General features: G+C 68.3%; 1 protein-coding gene. It reads left to right on the top strand.

What is annotated here, in order from left to right; all coding sequences use genetic code 11:
* Positions 1 to 14: 14 nt before the first annotated feature.
* Positions 15 to 4,181: condensation domain-containing protein (locus FJV41_RS48270; protein WP_141649369.1), on the top strand; the 4,167-nt coding region annotated here is incomplete at its 3' end.

The following is a 4,181-nucleotide window of genomic DNA, read 5'->3' as shown; positions in this document are numbered from 1 at the left end:
GGCCCAAGGGCGTCATGGTGCCTCACCGCACCGCCGCCAACTTCTTCGCGGCCATGGATGACCGCCTGGGCACCTCTCCCGGCACGTGGCTCGCCGTCACCTCCATCTCCTTCGACATCTCCGTCCTGGAGTTGCTCTGGACGCTCTGCCGAGGCTTCCACGTCGTCCTCCATGACGAGCGCGCCGCCTCTCGCCTCGGCACCGCGCTGACGCTGCCCGAGGTCCTCCGCCGCCACCCCGTCTCCCATCTCCAGTGCACTCCGTCCTTCGCTCGCGCCAGGGTGCTCGCCGCGGACTCCGTCGCCGCGCTCTCCTCCCTCCGCTACCTCCTCGTCGGCGGTGAGGCGCTACCCGGCCCTCTCGCCTCCCAGCTTCGCGCCGCGCTCCCCCACTCCTCCCTCCTCAACATGTATGGCCCGACGGAAACCACCGTCTGGTCTTCCGCTCACCCCGCTTCCCCCGCCGACGAAGGCGCAGCCACCCTTCCCATCGGCACGCCCCTCACCAACAACCGTCTCTTCGTCCTCGACGCCTCCGGCCAGCCCTGCCCCATCGGCTCGCCCGGCGAGCTCTTCATCGCGGGCGAAGGTGTCGTGCGCGGCTACTTCGGCCGCCCCGATCTCACCGCCGAGCGCTTCCTCCCCGACGCCTTCTCCGGCATCCCTGGCGCGCGCCTCTACCGCACCGGTGACCTCGCTCGCTGGCGCCCTGACGGCTCGCTCGACTTCCTCGGCCGCGCCGACTTCCAGGTGAAGCTGCGCGGCTTCCGCATCGAACTGGGCGAAGTCGAAGCCGTCCTCTCACGCCACACCTCCGTCCTCCAGGCCGTCGCGGGCGTCCACCTCGACGCCTCGGGTGACGGTCGTCTCGTCGCCTGGCTCGTCCCTCAGCCCGGCCTCGCGCTCGACTCCTCCGCGCTCCGAGACTTCGCCCAACGGCACCTGCCAGAACACATGGTGCCCTCGCTGTTCGTCTCCCTTCCCGCGCTTCCCCTCACTCCCAATGGCAAGGTCGACCGCAAGGCCCTCCCCTCGCCGCTGAGCAAGAGCCAGCAATCCGCCGTCCCCGACGACTCCGAGCCGCGGACACCTCAGGAGAAGGTCCTCGCCGCCATCTGGTCCGAGGCCCTGCGCGCGCCGCGTGTCACGCGCCATGACAACTTCTTCGCGCTGGGTGGCGACTCCATCCTCTCCATCCAGATTGTCTCCCGCGCACGCAACGCGGGCCTCCAGCTCACCACCCAGCAGCTCTTCCAGCACCCGACGCTGGAGGCCCTCGCTCGGGTCGTGAAGTTCGAGGGCAACGCATGGGCCGAGCAGTCGGACTCCGCGCTCACGCCGCGCACGTCGACGGACTCGAAGTGGCACGAGTCCACGGACGTCGTCCTGAGCCGGTTGAAGCAGGCCATCGCGGACGGGCTGGTCCCCGCGGGCACGCCGGTGGAGGACCTCTATCCGTTGTCGCCCTTGCAGCAGGGCATGCTCTTCCACACCCTCGCCGCGCCGGGCTCCGGCGTCTACGTCACCCAGTTGACGTGGACCTTCAGTGGCGCGGTGGACCTGGGGGCGTTCCGGCGCACCTGGGAGACCGTCATCCAGCGCCAGCCCCTGCTGCGCACGTCCTTCCACTCGGGCGACTCGCGGGAGCCCCTCCAGCTCGTCCACCCCGGTGCTGCCCTACCCTGGGAGGAACTCGACTGGCGCGGAGTGGAGGAAGCAGAGCAGCAGTCCCGCTTCCAGGTCCTCCTCTCCGAGGACCGCGCTCGCGGATTCGACCTGCGCACGCCACCGCTGCTGCGCTTGACGGTCATCCGCACCGGTGAGCAGTCCTGGCGAGCCCTCGGGACCACGCATCATGTGTTGATGGACGGCTGGAGCATGGGCCTGCTCTTCCAGGACCTCTTCACCACCTACGAGCAGATTCGCACGGGACTGGTGTGGGCCCGGAGCGAGGCAACGACCTTCCGCGACTACGTCACCTGGCTCCAGCGCCAGCCGATGGAGCCCGCGGAGCTCTACTGGCGCAAGACGCTGCATGGCTTCACCGCGCCCACGCCCCTGCCTGGTGCCCTTCCCCGAAGCCCGGACTCGGTGCTCCAGCGTCAGCGCCTCCAGCTCCACCTGCCCGCGCAGACGACAGCAACCCTCCAGGCCTTCGTCCGTCAGCACCGCCTCACCCTCAATGCGCTGGTCCAGGCCGCGTGGACGCTGGTGCTCTCACGTCACACCGGTGAGCAGGACATCGTCTTCGGTGCCACCACCTCCGGTCGCTCCGCCGACCTCTCCGGCATCGACCGCGCCATCGGGCTCTTCATCAACACCGTGCCCGTCCGTGTCTTCGTCGACGACGGCACCACCGCGCTCTCCTGGCTTCAGCAGCTCCACACCCAGCAGCTTGAGCTGCGCCAGTTCGAGCACACGTCCCTCGTGCGGCTGCACGGGTGGAGCGACGTGCCGCGTGGCACGCCCCTCTTCGAATCCCTCTTCATCGTCGAGAACTTCCCCATCGACGCCGCGGTGAATTCCGCCGGGGATGCGTTGGGCATCCGCGACTTCACCATCGTGGACCAGACGGACACGCCGCTGGAGGCGTACGTCATCCCTGGGGACTCGCTGGAGCTGCGCCTGCTCTTCGACGCCGCGCGCTTCGAGCCTTCCATCCCCGAGCGTCTCCTTCATCACTGGGGCGTCGCGCTCCAGGCGCTGATGGCTGCCCCGGATGCGCGCCTCGCCTCCATCTCCCTGCTGACGAGAGATGAGCGTGAGCAGGTCCTTCGCTCGTTCAACGGCAGGGCCCGCCCCGCGCCGGCTCAGAAAGACTCCGGCTCGCGATACACCGCTCCGCGCTCACGGACCGAGGAACAGCTCACGCTGGTGTTCGCCCAGGTGTTGGGCGTGGAGCATGTGGGCGCGACGGACAGCTTCTTCGCGCTCGGCGGACACTCCCTGCTCGCCACCCAGGTCGTCTCGCGTATCCACTCCGTGCTGGGAGTGGAGCTCCCACTGCGCGACCTCTTCGAGGCCCCCACCGTCGAACAGCTCTCCCGGCGGATTGAGTCGAGAAGCAGCGAGGGCACGAGGACCAGGCGCCTCCTGCTGCGCCCGGGCGCGCGCGACGGCGCCATTCCTCTTTCGTTCGCCCAGCAGCGCCTCTGGTTCCTCGATCAGCTCCAGCCCGGGGGCTCCGCATACAACATCCCGTGGGCGCTCAAGCTCACCGGAACCCTGGATTCAAACGCGCTGCGCCAGTCCCTCCGCGCGCTGATGCTGCGCCATGAGGTGCTGCGCACGCACTTCGCCATTCATGAGGGTCAGCCCGTTCAGCGCATCCAGCAGGATGTCGTGCTGGAGATGTCTCTCATCGACCTCCGCGCACTGCCGGAGCAGGAGCGGGACGCGGAAGCCCAGCGCCTGATGCGCCAAGAGGCACTGCATTCATTCGACCTGTCTCGGGGTCCGCTGGTACACGCGACCCTGGTGCGATTGAGCGACGACGAGCACATCCTGCTCGTCACCGCACACCACATCGTCTCCGACGGATGGTCTGTCGCCATCATCGTCCGCGAGCTCGCCGCCTTCTACCGTCAGTTCGCCGGAGGAGAACCCGCCCAGCTCGCCTCCCTGCCCATCCAGTACGCCGACTTCGCCATCTGGCAGCGCGAGTGGCTCCAGGGCGACGTCCTTTCCGCCGAGATTGACTGGTGGCGCCAGGAGCTCGCCGGCGTCTCGACTTCGCTCGAGCTTCCCACTGACAGACCGCGTCCCGCTGTTCAGACGTACCGGGGAGACATCGTCCCCGTGGTCCTGTCCAGACAGTCGAGCGACTGGGTCAAGGCGCTCGCCCAGCGCGAGGGTGCCACGCCCTTCATGGTGCTGCTGGCTTCCTTCCAGTTCCTGCTCTCCCGCTACTCGGGCCAGGACGACGTTTCCGTGGGCTCGCCCCTCGCCAACCGGAATCGCTCCGAGACCGAGGGCCTCATCGGCTTCTTCGTCAACACCCTCGTCTTCCACTCCCGACTCGACTCGAAGCAGTCCTTCCGTCAGTTGCTCTCCCGGGTGCGCACGTCCACTCTGGCCGCCTACGAGCACCAGGACGTCCCCTTCGAGAAGCTTGTCGAAGAACTCCAGCCTCAGCGTGACCTGAGCCGCTCACCGCTCTTCCAGGTCACCCTCACCCTTCAG

The sequence above is a fragment of the Myxococcus llanfairpwllgwyngyllgogerychwyrndrobwllllantysiliogogogochensis genome (assembly GCF_006636215.1).
Lineage (GTDB): Bacteria > Myxococcota > Myxococcia > Myxococcales > Myxococcaceae > Myxococcus > Myxococcus llanfairpwllgwyngyllgogerychwyrndrobwllllantysiliogogogochensis.
The sequence above is the reverse complement of the archived record's forward strand: the minus strand, read 5'-3'. Positions and strand labels throughout refer to the sequence as shown.